Origin of the sequence: Agromyces sp. NPDC060279 (assembly GCF_042726785.1) — a bacterium.
GTDB lineage: Bacteria > Actinomycetota > Actinomycetes > Actinomycetales > Microbacteriaceae > Agromyces.
The window spans coordinates 1,745,134-1,759,615 of the sequence record NZ_JBHXBK010000001.1 but is presented as its reverse complement, the minus strand read 5'-3'; the positions used below and the strand labels follow the sequence as shown (position 1 = coordinate 1,759,615).

Sequence of the window (14,482 nt, the reverse complement as noted above, 5' to 3'; positions counted from 1 at the left end):
ACGCGACGTGAACGCACTCGACCTCGACGGTCTGCTCACGTTCTGGGGCCGCCGGTGGGACGACATCCTCGAGCTCGTGCTCCAGCACCTCGCCGTCGTCGCGCTCTCGCTCCTCATCGCGACCGTCGTCGGCGTGCTCATCGGCATCCTGGTCTGGAACCGGCCGGTGCCGCGCTCGCTGACGATCGCCGCGGCCGGCGTCGCCCTGACGATCCCCTCGCTCGCGCTCCTCGCCCTCATCACCCCCGTGTTCGGGCTCGGCTGGACGCCGACCGTGCTCTCGCTCGTCTTCTACTCGCTGCTGCCCATCGTCCGGAACACCGTGGTCGGCCTCCGCGAGGTCTCGCCGGCGATCATGGAATCGGCGAAGGGCATGGGGATGTCGCCGGTGAAGATCCTCTTCGCCGTGCAGCTGCCCATGGCCTGGCCGATCATCCTCACGGGCGTGCGCGTCGCCGCCCAGCTCACGATCGGCATCGCCGCGATCGCCGCCTACGTCGCGGGGCCCGGCCTCGGCCAGTTCATCTTCCAAGGACTGTCGTCCCTCGGCTCCAAGAACGCGCTGAACTTCGCGCTCACGGGAACGCTCGGCGTCGTCCTCCTCGCGCTCGTCGTCGACGGCGCCTTCGTCCTCATCAGCCGCTCCACGACGTCAAGGGGTCTCCGTGTCTGAATCCACCGCCACCGGCATCACCGCGATCGCGCAGCACACGAGCGGCGTCGAGATCGTCCTCGACCAGGTCGTCAAGGTCTACCCCGGCCAGCAGGCCCCCGCCGTCGAGGACTTCTCGATGACCGTCGCCCCCGGCGAGCTCGTCATGTTCGTCGGCCCCAGCGGCTGCGGCAAGACCACCACGATGAAGATGATCAACCGCATCATCGAGCCGAGCTCGGGGTCCATCTCCATCGGCGGCCGCGACGTGCTCTCGCTCGACCCGAACGAGCTGCGCCGGCACATCGGCTACGTCATCCAGCAGATCGGCCTCTTCCCGCACATGACGATCGCCGAGAACATCGCGACCGTCCCGAAGCTCCTCGGCTGGTCGAAGCCGCGCATCGCGGAGCGGGTGGACGAACTGCTCGAGACCGTGCAGCTCGACCCCGGCACTTTCGCGAACCGCTATCCGAAGCAGCTCTCCGGGGGGCAGCAGCAGCGCGTCGGCGTCGCCCGCGCGCTCGCCGCCGACCCGCCCGTCATGCTGATGGACGAGCCGTTCGGCGCGACCGACCCGATCACCCGCGAGAAGCTGCAGGCCGAGTTCCTGCGCCTCCAGGAGTCGATCGGCAAGACCATCATCTTCGTCACCCACGACTTCGACGAGGCCATCCGGCTCGGCGACCGCATCGCCGTGCTCTCCGACCGCAGCCGCATCGAGCAGTTCGACACCCCGGCGAACATCCTCGCCGAGCCGGCCAACGACTACGTGGCCTCGTTCATCGGGCACGGCGCCGCGCTCAAGCGCCTCGCCCTCGTGCCCGTCGTGGAGGCGACGCTCGGCGCCGCGGTCGGGACGAGCGGCGCCCCGACCATCGAACTCGCCGGGAACCTCCGCGACGCGCTCGACGTGCTCGTGCTCACGGGGCTCCCGGCCGTCGACGTCGTCGACGAGCACGGGCGGGCGGTCGGCTCGCTGACCGTCGACCGCATCTCCGCGGTCCTCGGCGCCGAACTGCCCGGCCGGACGGCCGGCTCGCGAGCGGGCGCACGATGACCGTCACCACCGAGACCCAGGCGATCGGCGCGACGCGCGCCGCCGAGGCGCCGGCGCGGCCGCGGTTCTTCACCTGGCGCCGCTTCACGACGCCGATCGTCGTGGTCGTCGTGCTCGCGCTTCTGCTGCTCTGGGTCTCGACGCTGCAGCTGGACTCGATCGAGCAGCGCACGCTCAACTGGAGCTACATCACGCTCCGCGTCGGCGAGCACCTCAGCCTCACCGTCGTCGCCTCGGCGCTCGTCGCCGTGCTCGCGATCCCCACCGGCATCCTGCTCGCGAAGACACGCTCGGCGACCGTGCGGAACGTCATCCTCGCGATCGCGAACATCGGCCAGGCGACCCCCGCCGTCGGCGTCGTGATCCTGCTCGCCATCCTCTGGCAGACGGGGTACACGACGGCGCTCGTCGCCCTCGTCGTGTACGCCTTCCTGCCCGTGCTGCGCAACACGATGATCGGCATCCAGCAGGTCGACGCGAACGTCCGGGAGTCGGCCCGCGGCATGGGGATGACCCCGAACCAGGTGCTCACGCGCATCGAGGTGCCCCTCGCCGTCCCCGTGATCCTCGCGGGCCTCCGCACCGCGCTCGTCTTCTGCGTCGGCGTCGCGACGATCGCGACCTTCATCAACGCCGGCGGCCTCGGCGACATGATCGTCAACGGCCTGAAGCTGCAGCGCTACCCCGTGCTCGTCGTCGGCGCCGTGCTCGTCGCCTGCATCGCCCTGCTCATCGACTGGATCGCCGGCTTCGCCGAAGACCTGCTGAAGCCGAAGGGCATCTGAGCGGCCTCCGCTCCCGCCAGTCCGCCCGTCCCGCATTCCACCCATCCCCCCCCGAATCCCGCACACAAGGAGTCCATCAATGAAGACGCGCACCCTCCTGTCGGCACTGGCGCTCGCCGCCGCCGGCGCCCTCGCCCTCTCCGCCTGCTCCTCCGGCGGCGCCGCCACCGGCAGCCAGGGCACCGAACTCGAAGGCCTGAAGGGCGACATCGGCGCCAAGGACTTCTCGGAGCAGTTCATCCTCGCCCACCTCACGAGCCAGCTGCTGAACGCCCACGGCGCCGAGACCGTCGCGAACACGAAGCTCGTCGGCTCCGCCAACGTGCGCCAGGCGCTCGAGAACGACGAGTTCCTCGGCTACTGGGAGTACACCGGCACCTCCTGGATCACCTACAACGGCAACACCGAGCCCGTGAAGGGCGAGGAGGCGCAGTTCGAGGCCACCAAGGAGGCCGACGCCGCCAACGGCATCGCCTGGCTCGACCCGGCGCCGCTGAACAACACCTACGCCTTCGCCATCCGGGCCGACAAGGCGAAGGAGCTCGGCGTGAAGACGCTGAGCGACGTCGCCGCCCTGCCGGTCGAGGAGCAGACCTTCTGCGTCGAGAGCGAGTTCTCCACGCGCGACGACGGCTGGCCGGGGCTCAAGGCCGCCTACGGCATCGACGTCCCCGACTCGAACGTCGCACTCCTCGACACCGGCGTCATCTACACGGCGACGCAGAAGGGCGACGACTGCAACTTCGGCGAGGTCTTCCAGACCGACGGCCGCATCCCCGCGCTCGACCTCGTGGTGATGGAGGACGACCTGCAGTTCTTCCCCGCCTACCAGGGCGCCTTCACCCTCAAGCAGTCCACCCTCGACGAGTACCCCGAGATCGCGGACGTCATCGGCCTGCTCACGCCCCTGCTCACGACCGAGCAGATGCAGAAGCTCAACGCCCTCGTCGACGTCGACGGCGAGGACCCCGAGGACGTCGCCACCGACTGGCTCACCGAGCAGGGCCTCATCTGATGAGCGAGGGCCTCCTGATCGGCGAGAGCTTCGTCGGCGACGGCGTGAACGCCGCGCACGTGAACACCGTCTTCGGGCACCGCGAGGGCCCGGCCGGGGTGGCGTGGGCGACCGCGCTCGCCACCCCGAGCGCGGGGCACGTGCCCTTCGTGACGGTGCTCCGACCGTCGCTGCCGGTGAAGCCGCTCACCCTCTTCGTGACGAAGTCGGCGCCGGCGAGCGACGAGCACGGCCTGCTGATCTGGGGGCCCGCTCAGGCGGGCATCGCCGCCGGGGTCGCCGACGCACTCGCGGACGGCGTGATCACCCGGCAGGAGGCGGACAGCCACGTGCTGATCGCCGCCGTCTGGGTGAACCCCGGCGCCGACGACGCCGACGCCGTCTTCGAGCACAACCGACGCTCCGTGCGCACCGCGCTCGAGAACGGCGCCAGGCACCTCCCCGAGACCGACGACGTCATCGCCGCCCGGCACGCGCCATCGAACCCCTTCTACACGCCGAAAGACCCAGCATGAAGATCACCGCCATCACGCTCACCCGGCTGCTGCAGCCGCTCGATCCGCCGTTCGCGGCGGCCTGGGACCCGAACCCGCGCACGGAATTCGCCGCGACCCTCGTCACGGTGCACACCGACGAAGGCATCACGGGTTACGGCTCCGGCGACACGATGGACGGCTTCGAGGCCTTCGAGCACCTGTTCATCGGCACCGACCCGCTGCAGATCCTGAACCAGGTGCGCCGCATCGAGACGATCAACTTCCACGGCGGCCGGTACTGGCCGCTGGAGGCGGCACTCTGGGACATCATCGGCCAGGTCGCCGGCCTCCCCGTGAGCGTGCTCTTCGGCGGCGCGCGCGACCGGCTGCCCGCCTACGCGTCCAGCGGCGAGCTGAAGGCCCCGGAGGCGCGCGCCGAGTCCGCGCTCGCCGCGAAGGAGCTCGGCTTCCGCGCCATGAAGATCCGCATCGCCAGGCATCGGCTGGCCGAGGGTGTCGCCGCCGTGCGCGCAGCGCGGGAGGCGGTCGGCGACGAGTTCGAGCTCATGGTCGACCTGAACCAGATGTGGCGGATGTCGGGCGACATCGAGGCGGCGCTGCCGCTCGCGAAGGTGCAGCGCGTCGCCGCGGAACTCACCGAGCTCGGGGTGCTCTGGCTCGAGGAGCCGCTGCCCCAGGTCGACGTCGTCGGTGCGCAGCGCGTGCGCGCCGAGACGGGCATCCAGATCGCCGGCGGCGAGATGGTGCGGAGCCTGCCCGAGATCATGGCGCTCATCGAGGCCGACGCCTTCGACGTCTACCAGCCGGACGTCGCCCTCGCCGTGGGCATGTACCGGGCCCGCCAGGTCGCCGAATCGGCCAACCTCCGGCACCGCCTGTTCACCCCGCACACGTGGTCCAACGGGCTCGGCCTGCTGGCAAACCTGCACGTGGCCGCCGGCGTCGACGCCGGCCCCTACCTGGAGTTCCCGTTCGACCCGCCCGGCTGGACGCCCGAACGGCGCGACTTCTTCATGACGCCGCTGATGATCGACGCGGCCGGCGACCTCGTCGTGCCGGATGCCCCGGGGCTCGGCGTCGAGATCGACCACGATGCCGTCGCCCGCTACACGGTCTGACGACGAGCACGAGGAGCTGCACCATGACCGACTGGATCGCCGCCGCGGCGGCGCTCACCCCCGAGACCCGGCTGTTCATCGACGGCGCGTTCCGGGACGCCGCGGACGGCGCCGTCTTCGACACCTTCGCCCCGCGCGACGGCCGTCGGATCGCGAGCGTGGCGGCGGCCGCCGAGCCCGACGTCGACGCCGCGGTGCGCGCCGCCCACCGGGCCTTCGAGGCCGGGGTCTGGTCGCGCGCCGACCGCCGCGAACGGCAGCGCGTGCTGCTGCGGCTCGCCGAGCTCATGCTGGAGCACCGCGACGAGCTCGCGCTGCTCGAAGCACTCGACTCGGGCCATCCCATCGGCGACTCCCTCAACGTCGACGTGCCGAACGCCGCCCGCGTCGTGCGCTGGTACGCCGAGGCGATCGACAAGCTCACCGACGAGATCGCCCCCGCCCCCGAGTCCGCGCTCGCGCTCGTCACCCGGGAGCCGCTCGGCGTGATCGGCGCCGTCGTGCCGTGGAACTACCCGCTCATCATCACCGCGTGGAAGATCGCCCCGGCGCTCGCCGCCGGCAACTCGGTCGTGCTGAAGCCGGCGGAGCTCACCAGCCTGTCGGCGCTGAAGCTCGCCGCGCTCGCCGCGGAGGCCGGCGTGCCGGACGGCGTGTTCAACGTCGTCCCCGGGCTCGGGCCCGTCGCCGGGCAGGCCCTCGGCCGGCATCCGCTCGTCGACAAGATCGCGTTCACCGGCTCGCCGGCCGTCGGCCGCGGCTTCCTCCGCTACGCGGGCGAGTCGAACGGCAAGCAGGTGAGCCTCGAGCTCGGCGGCAAGTCGCCGCAGCTCGTGCTCGCCGACGTCGGCGACCTGCAGGCGTGCGCCTCCGCGGTCGCCTGGGGCATCTTCTACAACGCCGGGCAGACCTGCCACGGCGGCAGCCGCCTCATCGTCGACGAGCGCGTGCACGACGAGCTCCTCGAGGAGGTGCTGAAGGTCGGCCGTTCGCTCGTGCAGGGCGACCCGCTCGACGAGCGCACGCAGCTCGGCACCATCGCGAGCGAGACCCAGCTCGAGCGCGTGCTCGGCTACGTCGACGTGGCGCGCGCGGAGGGGGCGACCGTGCACGGCGGCGGGCGCGTCCGCCCGCCCGGGCTCGAGGGCGGCTACTACGTCGAGCCGACCGTCTTCGACGGCGTCGACAACGCCGGGCGCATCGGCCAGGAGGAGATCTTCGGGCCGGCGCTGGCCGTCACCACGGTGCGGGATGCCGAGGAGGGTGTGCGCCTCGCGAACGAGTCCGCCTACGGTCTCGCCGCGAGCGTCTGGACCTCCGACGTCACGCGGGCGCACCGGGTCGCCCGCCGTCTCCGCGCCGGCACCGTCTGGGTGAACGCCTTCGACGTCGCCGACGTGATCACGCCGTTCGGCGGCTTCAAGCAGTCGGGCGCCGGCCGGGATCGCTCGCTGCACGCCTTCGACGCCTACACCGGACTCAAGACCACCTGGATCAACCTGGGCGACGGCGCGCTCTGACGCCCGCCCGAACTGCGAGAGAAACGCGAGAGAGCACAGCATGACGCACGCAGCCCTCCCCACGGTCGGCTTCATCGGCCTGGGCAACATGGGGTCCGGGATGACCCGGAACCTGCAGCGGGCGGGATTCCCGCTCGTGGTGAACGATCTGCGCCGCGAGTCGGCCGCCGAACTCGTCGCCGGTGGCGCGCGCTGGGCGGCGACCCCGGCCGAGGCCGCGGCCGAAAGCGACGTCGTGATCACGATGCTGCCGACGCCCGGGCACGTGGACGCCGTGGTGAACGGACCCGACGGCATCCTCGCGGGCATCGCCGACGGCGGCACCTGGGTGGACATGTCGACTTCCGTGCCCGAGGTGGCCGACGCCGTGCGCCGGGCGCACGGCGCACGCGGGTTGCGCATCCTCGACGCCCCCGTCAGCGGCATGTCGGTCGGCGCCGCGAACGGCATGCTGCAGATCTTCGTCGGCGGCGAGGCCGAGGACGTCGCGCGGCTCCGTCCCGTGTTCGAGGCCATGGGCGACCCTGAGCGGATCCTCCACGTCGGCGGCGCCGGCGCCGGGTACGCGGTGAAGCTCATGATCAACCAGCTCTGGTTCTCCCACCTGGTGGCCACGGCCGAGGTGCTCGCGATCGGCGTCAAGGCCGGCGTGGACCTCGACGTGCTGCGGGACTCGCTTATCGCGAGCCCCGCCAACTCCAACTTCGTCGAGCACGACGTGCTCTCGGTCCTCGACCGCGGCGACTACGACGAGGGCTTCGCGATCGCCCTCGCGTGCAAAGACCTCGGCCTCTCGATCGACCTCGCCCGATCGGTCGGCGTGCCGGCCGAGCTCTCCGCGGTCGTCGAGCAGATCTACCGCCGGGCGAAGGCCCAGTACGGCGACCTCGCCGGGGAGATGACGCCCGTGCAGCTCTACGAGGACCTCATCGGCCGCCCGCTGCGCCGCGAGGCGGTGGCGGCATGACCGGCACCCGCCTGGCCGCGCTGCCGCGGCCGCTCGCCGAGACCGAGCTCGTGCTCGACCCGAAGCCCATCGCGTACTTCGGTCGCGGCCGAGTCGCCGAGGCCGGAGCGATCGTCGCCGCGCATGGCGCCAGCACGGTGCTCATCGTCACCGACCCCTTCCTCGCCGGCTCGCCGATCGTCGCCGCGGTGCGCGCCTCCCTCGACGCCGCCGGGCTCGCCGTGCACGTCTACGGCGAGGTGACGCCGAACCCGACGACCACGAACCTCGACGCGGGCAGCGATCTCGCCGCCCGCGTCGGCGCCGACGCGATCGTCTCGGTGGGCGGCGGCTCCTCACTCGACGCCGCGAAGGGCATCGCCCTCGGCGCCGTGAACCCCGAGCGCGGCGTCGAGCTCGACTACCGCGCCGCCTTCGCCCGCCCGGCGCTGCCGATCGTCGCGATCCCCACGACCGCCGGCACCGGGGCGGAGGTGAACGCCTTCGGCGTCATCACCGACATCGTCGGGCACCGCAAGTTCTACGTCGGGCACGACACGGCGCTCGCCAAGGCGGCCATCCTCGACCCGGAGCTCACCGTCGGCCTGCCGCCGAGCGCGACCGCCGCGACGGGCTTCGACGCGCTGACGCACGCGCTCGAGTCCTATCTCTCGGTGCGGGCGAACCCCTACTCCGACGGCATCGCCCTGCAGGTGCTCGCGACCGTCTCGACCCACCTCCCGCGCGCGGTCGTCGACGGCGGCGACCTCGAGGCCCGCTCCGAGCTGCTCCTCGCGAGCCACGTGGCGGGCGTCGGCTTCTCGCACACCGGGCTCGGGCTCGTGCACGGCATCGCGCATCCGCTCGGCGGCCGCTTCGACATCCCGCACGGCCTCGCCCTCGCGATCGTCATCGGCGGCGTGCTGCGCCTGAGCCGCGACGTGCGCGTCGAGCGCCTCGCGCGCGCCGCATTCGCGCTCGGCGTCGGCGACACCGCGGCCACGGACGAGGAGAACGCGGATGCCGCGATCGACGCCGTCACGGGCCTCGCCCGATCGATCGGCCTCGTCGGCCCGCTGTCGAGGTTCGGGGTGACCGAGGACGTGCTGCCCTCGCTCGCCGCCGACACCCTCGCCGACGCCGTCACGGTGAACGCGCCGCTGCAGCCGAGCCAGGAACAGATCATCGAGATCCTGAGGGAGGCGCTGTGAGCGACACCCAGCCCAGCGGCGGCGCCAGCGGCGGCACCAACTCGGGCGCCGGCTCCACGATGCGACCGGCCGAGCGCGCCCTGCTCGCCTCGCTGCCCACGGGGCTCCTCATCGACGGCGAATGGCGCGAGGCATCCGACGGCGGCACCTTCGTCGTCGAAGACCCCGCCACCGGCGCCGCGCTCCTCGCGATCGCCGACGCGACCCCCGCCGACGGCGAGGCCGCGCTCGCCGCAGCCCACCGGGCGCAGGCCGGCTGGGCCGGGACCGCACCCCGTGAGCGCGCCGAGATCCTGCGCCGCGCCTTCGACGCCGTCACCGCCCGCGCCGAGGACTTCGCCCTGCTGATGACGCTCGAGATGGGCAAGCCGCTCGCGGAGTCCCGCGGCGAGGTCGCCTACGGGGCGGAGTTCCTGCGCTGGTTCTCCGAGGAGACGTCGCGCGTCTCGGGCCGGTACGCGACCGCCCCCGACGGCCGCAGCCGCCTCCTCGTGCTGAAGCGCCCCGTCGGTCCGAGCCTGTTCATCACGCCGTGGAACTTCCCGCTCGCGATGGCGACCCGCAAGATCGCGCCCGCGATCGCGGCGGGCTGCACGATGGTGCTGAAGCCCGCCGCGCTGACCCCGCTCACCGCGCTCCTCTTCGCCGCCGTCCTCGAAGAGGCCGGGCTGCCGCCCGGCGTGCTGAACGTCATCCCGACGACGAGCGCGGGCCGCGTCACGGGCCCGCTCATCCGCGACCCGAGGCTGCGCAAGCTCTCGTTCACCGGCTCGACCGAGGTGGGCCGCCGGCTCATCGCGGATGCCGCGGACCAGGTGCTGCGCGTCTCGATGGAGCTCGGCGGCAACGCCCCGTTCCTCGTCTTCGAGGACGCCGACCTCGACCAGGCCGTCGAGGGGGCGCTGCTCGCGAAGCTCCGCAATGGCGGCGAGGCGTGCACGGCCGCGAACCGGCTGCTCGTGCACGAGCGGGTCGCGGCGGAGTTCGCCGAGCGGCTGACCGCGCGGATCGCGGACTACCCGGTGGCCCGCGGCACCGAGCCGGGCGCGAAGCTCGGGCCGCTCGTCGACGCCGGCACGCGGGACAAGGTGCACGAGCTCGTCGAGTCGGCGCGGGCGGACGGGGCGACCGTCGCGCTCGGCGGAAGGCCCGTTCCCGGCCCGGGCTACTTCTACGAGCCGACCGTGCTGACGAATGTGCCGGCGGACGCGCGGATCCTGCGCGAGGAGATCTTCGGACCGGTCGCGCCCATCGTGACGTTCGCCGACGAGGCCGAGGCGGTCGCGCTCGCGAACGCCACCGAGTTCGGGCTCGTCGCCTACGCCTTCACCCGGGACCTCGATCGCGGGCTGCGCCTCGCCGAGGAGCTCGAGGTCGGCATGTTCGGGCTGAACACGGGCATCGTGTCGAACCCGGCGGCGCCGTTCGGCGGCGTGAAGCAGTCGGGCCTCGGGCGCGAGGGCGGTTTCGAGGGGATCGAAGAGTACCTCGACACCAGGTACGTCGGCATCGCGGACCCGTTCCGCGGCTGAGCGCGCTCACGCGCGCTGGGGCCGTGCGCCTCGGGCCGTGCGCCGGTGGGCTGGGGCCCTCCGCCTCAGCCCACCACGCTCGGGTCCGCGACCTCGACGACGACGGGCGCCTCCGGCATCCCCGCCGCCCGCCACACCCGCGCGGCCGCGCCGACGCCCGGGACCTGCGATTGCAGCAGCCGCTGCGTCGCCCGCTCAAGCTGCCACTCGGCGGTGAGCCGCGAGCCGTCGGCGAGCTCCACGTCGAGCTCGAAGGACGTCGGGGTGCCCTCCTCGGCGAGCTGGGTGCGTCGCGCGACGACCCGCCCGGAACTGGCCGTCGCCCGCTCGCGGGCCGTGCGCCACGCGGTCTGCGCCGCGACGTCCTGCCGGGCCGCGGTGATCGAGCCGAGCAGCACGAGCCACGGCATCAGGCCGAGCGCGCCGAGCAGCACCGAGAAGAGCAGGCTGAACCACCAGCCCGGCGTCTGCTCGGTCCAGAGCAGCACGATGCCGGTCGCGGTGCCGGCGGACGCGGCGAGGCTCACGACGACGAAGGCGATCCGGCCGCCGGTGCCGAGTCGCCGCGGCAGGCGGAGCGCGGCGGGCGCCGTCGCGCCGGGGTCCGCGTCGAGCCGTTCGACCAGGTGCACGATGCTGCGCGGGGCGGTGGTCGTCGACGGCATGGGCGCATCGTAGCCGGTGCGGGTGTCGGCGGAGCAGAGGCTGGTGCTCGCGCGCGAGCGCGGCGACGATGGAAGGAGTGCCGCGCCAGGCGGTGCGACGAGGGGAGCAGCATGCAGCAGGAATTCGACCTCATCGTGATCGGCGGCGGCCCCGTGGGCGAGAACGTCGCCGATCGGGCCGTGCAGGGCGGGCTCAGCACCGTCATCGTCGAGCACGAGCTCGTCGGCGGCGAGTGCTCGTACTGGGCGTGCATGCCGTCGAAGGCCCTGCTGCGCGCCGGCGCCGCGATCAGCGCGGCCCGCCGGGTGCCCGGTGCGGCGGAGGCCGTGACCGGGCAACTCGACGTGCAGGCGCTCTTCGCGCACCGCGACGACGTGGTCAAGCACTGGAACGACAGCGGCCAGCTCGAGTGGCTGGACGGGGCCGGCATCCAGCTCGTCCGCGGGCACGGCCGGCTCGACGGCGAGCGCCGCGTCGTCGTCGACGCCCCGGACGGCGGCCGCGTCGAGCTGCTGGCTCGCGTCGCGGTGGTCGTGGCGACCGGCTCCGACCCGCTCGTCCCCCGCATCGAGGGGCTCGCCGAGGCCAGGCCGTGGGCGAGCCGGGAGGCCACGAGCGCCGAGCAGGCTCCGCGGCGGCTCGCGGTCATCGGCGGCGGCGTGGTCGGCGTCGAGATGGCCGCCGCCTACGCCTCCTTCGGTACCGAGGTGACGGTCATCGCGCGCAGCGGGCTGCTGCGCGAGTTCGAGCCCTTCGCGGGCGAGCTCGTCGGTGAGGGGCTGGTCGAGCAGGGCGCGCGGGTCATCACGGGGGCGTCCCCGGTGCGGGTCGAGCGGGACGGGGCGGCGGACGCCGCGGATGCCTCGGACGCCTCGTCCGGCGAGGTGCGCATCGAGCTGTCGACCGGCGAGACGATCGTCGCCGACGAGGTGCTCGTCGCGACCGGGCGCACCCCGCGCACCCACGGACTCGGGCTCGACACGATCGGCCTCGAACCCGGCGACTGGCTCGAGGTCGACGACACGCTTCGCGTGCCGGGGCACGACTGGCTCTACGCCGTCGGCGACGTGAACCACCGGGCGCTGCTCACGCACCAGGGCAAGTACCAGGCCCGGGCCGCGGGCGACGTGATCGCGGCACGGGCCCGCGGCGACGAGGCATCCGACGCTCCCTGGGGCGCGCACGTGGCGACCGCCGACCACCACGCGGTGCCGCAGGTGGTGTTCGCCGATCCGGAGGTCGCCGCCGTCGGGCTCACGGCGGCCGGCGCCGAGGAGGCCGGGTTGCGCACCCGGGTGCTCGACTACGAGCTCGGCTGGGTCGCGGGCGCCTCGCTGCTCGCGGACGGCTATCGCGGCACGGCCCGCATGATCGTGGACGAGGACCGCGGGGTCGTCGTCGGCGCGACCTTCGTCGGGCAGGACGTCGCCGAGCTCGTGCAGGCCGCGACGATCGCGATCGTCGGCGAGGTGCCGATCGACCGGCTCTGGCACGCGGTGCCCGCCTACCCGACGATGAGCGAGGTCTGGCTGCGCCTGCTCGAGGCCTACGGCCGCCCCGCCGCCTGACCCTGCCTGGCTCGCTGAGCTTGTCGAAGCGTATCGAGTTCGCTTCGAGTTCGCTTCGACGAGCTCAGCGGACCAGAGGACGAGCTCAGCGAACCAGAGGACGAGCTCAGCGAACCAGGGTCAGAGCCAGCGGCGGAGCTTGAAGACCCCGTACAGCGCGGCGCTCATGCCGAGCATCAGCAGCAGCGCGAAGGGGTAGCCGAGGCTCCAGTGCAGCTCGGGCATGACGTCGAAGTTCATGCCGTACACGGTGCCGATCAGGGTCGGCGCGAACAGGATCGCCGCCCACGAGGAGATCTTCTTGATCTCCTCGTTCTGGGCGAGGTTCAGCTCCGTCATCCGGCGCATCTCCTCGTTCTGCCGCTGGGCGACGAGCGTCGCCTCGACCTGCAGGGCGTTGTCCAGGATGGCCCGGAACGCCCCCGCCCGCTCGACGATCCGCAGGGCGTGGTCGAGCACGTCGCGCAGCGAGCGGCGCAGCTCGACGTCGACGCCGTACTTGTCCGAGCCGCGGGCGAGCCCCTCGAGCATCCCGACGAGCGGCTGCGCCGCGCGCTGGAAGTCGAGCACCTCGCGGGCGAGCTCGTAGATCCGCCGGGACACGCCCTCGGCGCCGGAGAACAGCTGGTCCTCGATCTCGTCGATGTCGTTCTCGAGCCCCGCGACGACGGGGCCGTACTCGTCGACGACCTCGTCGAGCACGGCGTAGAGCACCGCCTCCGGGCCCATCGCGAGCAGCTCGGGGGACCCCTCGAGCCGCCGGCGCACCCGGCGGAGGTCGGGGGCCTCGGCGTGCCGGATCGTCACGACGAAGTCGGGCCCGACGAACAGGTGCAGTTCGCCGAACTCGACCTCCTCGTGCTCGTCGACGTAGCGGGCGGGGCGCAGCACGACGAAGAGGGTGTCGCCGTAGCGCTCGAGCTTCGAGCGCTGGTGGCCGGTCAGCGCGTCCTCGACGGCGAGCGGGTGCAGCTCGAACTGCTCGGCCACCGAGCGCACCTCCTCGGGGCTCGGGCGGTACAGGCCGATCCAGGCCATGCCTCCGCCGGACCGCATCACCTCGGACGTCTGCTGCAGGTTCTCGGGAGTGGCGGTGCGGAGGCCGTCCACGTACACGCCGTTGTCGATCAGGGTCATCATTTCGTCTCACCTCGTCTGGGTCGATCGCGCGACGCCCACGACGTCGCGGGGGCTGCGCGCTCGGCGCACGGATGCCACCGCTCGGACCAGCGAGGGACGGATGCCTCGGGCGGACGTGCGATCGTGCCGCATCCGCGCGGCGTCGGGGACGCGGAGCGCTGCGGGCGGGACGATCAGTGCCGCGGGAGACCGGCTCGAAGGGGCGAGGCGGCGGCGCGGCTACTATCACCGGACATGTCGCATCACCTGCCTTCGATCGGGGCGGCCTCGTGCCGGAGTCGGCGTGAGGCCCGGGGGCCGGAAGGGCCCCGGCAACCATAGGCCGGGCCATCCGACAAGTCAATGCGGGGCGTCGGCGCGGATGTCGGTGGCGGGCGCGAGACTCGCGTCATGACCTCTCACACGCACGGCATCCCGCGCACGATCGACTACATCGAGATCTCCGTCACCGACCTGCCGGCCGCGCAGGCGTTCTACGGCGCCGCCTTCGGGTGGGAGTTCACGCCGTACGGGCCGCAGTACGCCGGCATCCGCACGGCCGCCGAGCGCGGCGGCGACGAGGCCGGCGGGCTGATGCAGGTCGACGAGGTCACCACCGGCGGGCCGCTCGTGCTGCTCTACAGCGACGATCTCGACGGCACGGCCGAGGCGATCACCGCGGCGGGCGGCCGGGTCACCCAGGGGCCGTACGAGTTCCCCGGCGGCCGTCGCCTGCATTTCGCCGACCCCAGCGGCAACGAGCTGGGCGTCTGGTCGCAGCGATAACCGCTTC

General features: G+C 72.7%; 14 protein-coding genes. 12 read left to right on the top strand and 2 right to left on the bottom strand.

What is annotated here, in order from left to right:
- The first annotated feature begins 31 nt into the window (after positions 1-31).
- The 10 genes from ACFWE1_RS08365 to ACFWE1_RS08320 all read left to right on the top strand — a co-directional run bounded on the left by ACFWE1_RS08365 (position 32) and on the right by ACFWE1_RS08320 (position 10,336).
- Positions 32-673, top strand: a complete 642-nt coding sequence (locus ACFWE1_RS08365) for an ABC transporter permease (protein WP_376933087.1) — start codon at positions 32-34, stop codon at positions 671-673.
- A complete protein-coding gene (locus ACFWE1_RS08360) occupies positions 666-1,712 on the top strand; it encodes an ABC transporter ATP-binding protein (protein WP_376932984.1) in 1,047 nt (348 codons plus the stop codon). Before ACFWE1_RS08365 ends, ACFWE1_RS08360 begins: the two co-directional genes overlap by 8 nt.
- Entirely contained in the window at positions 1,709-2,497 is a 789-nt protein-coding gene (locus ACFWE1_RS08355; RefSeq protein WP_376932983.1) for an ABC transporter permease, read from the top strand. Before ACFWE1_RS08360 ends, ACFWE1_RS08355 begins: the two co-directional genes overlap by 4 nt.
- A 79-nt stretch (positions 2,498-2,576) precedes the next feature.
- Complete coding sequence (locus ACFWE1_RS08350; RefSeq protein WP_376932982.1) at positions 2,577-3,512, top strand: glycine betaine ABC transporter substrate-binding protein; 936 nt, start codon at positions 2,577-2,579, stop codon at positions 3,510-3,512.
- Positions 3,512-4,027 (top strand): formaldehyde-activating enzyme, encoded by a 516-nt coding sequence (gene fae, locus ACFWE1_RS08345; protein ID WP_376932981.1) that lies wholly within the window; start codon positions 3,512-3,514, stop codon positions 4,025-4,027. Before ACFWE1_RS08350 ends, fae begins: the two co-directional genes overlap by 1 nt.
- A complete protein-coding gene (locus ACFWE1_RS08340; protein ID WP_376932980.1) occupies positions 4,024-5,127 on the top strand; it encodes a mandelate racemase/muconate lactonizing enzyme family protein in 1,104 nt (367 codons plus the stop codon). Before fae ends, ACFWE1_RS08340 begins: the two co-directional genes overlap by 4 nt.
- 23 nt (positions 5,128-5,150) lie before the next feature.
- Complete coding sequence (locus ACFWE1_RS08335) at positions 5,151-6,647, top strand: aldehyde dehydrogenase (protein WP_376932979.1); 1,497 nt, start codon at positions 5,151-5,153, stop codon at positions 6,645-6,647.
- 40 nt (positions 6,648-6,687) lie between these two features.
- Entirely contained in the window at positions 6,688-7,614 is a 927-nt protein-coding gene (locus ACFWE1_RS08330) for an NAD(P)-dependent oxidoreductase (RefSeq protein WP_376932978.1), read from the top strand.
- Positions 7,611-8,804: an iron-containing alcohol dehydrogenase family protein gene (locus ACFWE1_RS08325; protein WP_376932977.1), complete on the top strand. Its 1,194-nt coding sequence runs from the start codon at positions 7,611-7,613 to the stop codon at positions 8,802-8,804. The genes ACFWE1_RS08330 and ACFWE1_RS08325 overlap by 4 nt, the downstream gene beginning before the upstream one ends.
- A 59-nt stretch (positions 8,805-8,863) precedes the next feature.
- The gene (locus ACFWE1_RS08320; RefSeq protein WP_376933086.1) at positions 8,864-10,336 is read left to right on the top strand and encodes an NAD-dependent succinate-semialdehyde dehydrogenase; all 1,473 of its coding nucleotides are present in this window, start codon (positions 8,864-8,866) and stop codon (positions 10,334-10,336) included.
- Positions 10,337-10,401: 65 nt separating this feature from the next.
- Here the strand turns inward: ACFWE1_RS08320 and ACFWE1_RS08315 are convergent, their stop codons facing one another.
- Positions 10,402-11,001, bottom strand: a complete 600-nt coding sequence (locus ACFWE1_RS08315; RefSeq protein ID WP_376932976.1) for a hypothetical protein — start codon at positions 10,999-11,001, stop codon at positions 10,402-10,404.
- A 111-nt stretch (positions 11,002-11,112) separates the two neighbouring features.
- On the opposite strand from ACFWE1_RS08315, the gene ACFWE1_RS08310 reads away from it, so the two are divergent.
- A complete protein-coding gene (locus ACFWE1_RS08310; protein WP_376932975.1) occupies positions 11,113-12,570 on the top strand; it encodes a dihydrolipoyl dehydrogenase family protein in 1,458 nt (485 codons plus the stop codon).
- A gap of 120 nt (positions 12,571-12,690) precedes the next feature.
- Here the strand turns inward: ACFWE1_RS08310 and ACFWE1_RS08305 are convergent, their stop codons facing one another.
- Positions 12,691-13,707: a magnesium and cobalt transport protein CorA gene (locus tag ACFWE1_RS08305; protein WP_376933085.1), complete on the bottom strand. Its 1,017-nt coding sequence runs from the start codon at positions 13,705-13,707 to the stop codon at positions 12,691-12,693.
- Positions 13,708-14,100: 393 nt separating this feature from the next.
- Here ACFWE1_RS08305 and ACFWE1_RS08300 point away from each other — a divergent pair, with 393 nt between their 5' ends.
- Entirely contained in the window at positions 14,101-14,475 is a 375-nt protein-coding gene (locus ACFWE1_RS08300; RefSeq protein WP_376932974.1) for a VOC family protein, read from the top strand.
- Positions 14,476-14,482 lie beyond the last annotated feature (7 nt).

Excerpts from the sequence above, each read along its gene's own strand:
- ACFWE1_RS08350 (WP_376932982.1), top strand. The coding sequence starts at position 2,577 with ATGAAGACGCGCACCCTCCTGTCGGCACTGGCGCTCGCCGCCGCCGGC.
- ACFWE1_RS08340 (WP_376932980.1), top strand. The coding sequence starts at position 4,024 with ATGAAGATCACCGCCATCACGCTCACCCGGCTGCTGCAGCCGCTCGAT.
- ACFWE1_RS08315 (WP_376932976.1), bottom strand. The coding sequence starts at position 11,001 with ATGCCGTCGACGACCACCGCCCCGCGCAGCATCGTGCACCTGGTCGAA.
- fae (WP_376932981.1), top strand. The coding sequence starts at position 3,512 with ATGAGCGAGGGCCTCCTGATCGGCGAGAGCTTCGTCGGCGACGGCGTG.
- ACFWE1_RS08320 (WP_376933086.1), top strand. The coding sequence starts at position 8,864 with ATGCGACCGGCCGAGCGCGCCCTGCTCGCCTCGCTGCCCACGGGGCTC.
- ACFWE1_RS08310 (WP_376932975.1), top strand. The coding sequence starts at position 11,113 with ATGCAGCAGGAATTCGACCTCATCGTGATCGGCGGCGGCCCCGTGGGC.
- ACFWE1_RS08300 (WP_376932974.1), top strand. The coding sequence starts at position 14,101 with ATGACCTCTCACACGCACGGCATCCCGCGCACGATCGACTACATCGAG.
- ACFWE1_RS08325 (WP_376932977.1), top strand. The coding sequence starts at position 7,611 with ATGACCGGCACCCGCCTGGCCGCGCTGCCGCGGCCGCTCGCCGAGACC.
- ACFWE1_RS08335 (WP_376932979.1), top strand. The coding sequence starts at position 5,151 with ATGACCGACTGGATCGCCGCCGCGGCGGCGCTCACCCCCGAGACCCGG.
- ACFWE1_RS08330 (WP_376932978.1), top strand. The coding sequence starts at position 6,688 with ATGACGCACGCAGCCCTCCCCACGGTCGGCTTCATCGGCCTGGGCAAC.
- ACFWE1_RS08305 (WP_376933085.1), bottom strand. The coding sequence starts at position 13,707 with ATGACCCTGATCGACAACGGCGTGTACGTGGACGGCCTCCGCACCGCC.
- ACFWE1_RS08355 (WP_376932983.1), top strand. The coding sequence starts at position 1,709 with ATGACCGTCACCACCGAGACCCAGGCGATCGGCGCGACGCGCGCCGCC.